The organism is Escherichia sp. KCJ4928, from assembly GCF_004352695.1.
In the GTDB taxonomy this organism is placed as follows: domain Bacteria; phylum Pseudomonadota; class Gammaproteobacteria; order Enterobacterales; family Enterobacteriaceae; genus ECMA0423.
Genome location: NZ_SJWV01000854.1, coordinates 1 through 255 on the forward strand (window position 1 = coordinate 1; position 255 = coordinate 255).

Genomic DNA, 255 nt, shown 5'->3' on the forward strand with positions numbered 1-255 from the left:
TAAATATCCACCCCGGAATCCCCAGGAAACATTATCAGGTATAATCTGATTATCTCCTGAGAGTTTAACGCGCGAGTTTCCCCCACTGATGTTAATGGAAGAAAAAGCCGTTGAATCGTTGTTTTTCTCTTTTTGTTCAAGGATTACAGTACCAGCCCCAATCTTCAGTCCCCCTTCATTTTTCCCTGTGCCATTAATAATAAGCGTTCCGTCCCCAACTTTATGAAGGTCATCTCCGGAAACCCCGTTTATACC

Annotated in this window: 1 protein-coding gene; it reads right to left on the reverse strand. The window is 43.1% G+C overall.

The features are described from left to right. A partial coding sequence (locus tag E0D98_RS27080) for a S6 family peptidase (protein ID WP_205713052.1) occupies positions 1 to 255 on the reverse strand: 255 nt, incomplete at both ends.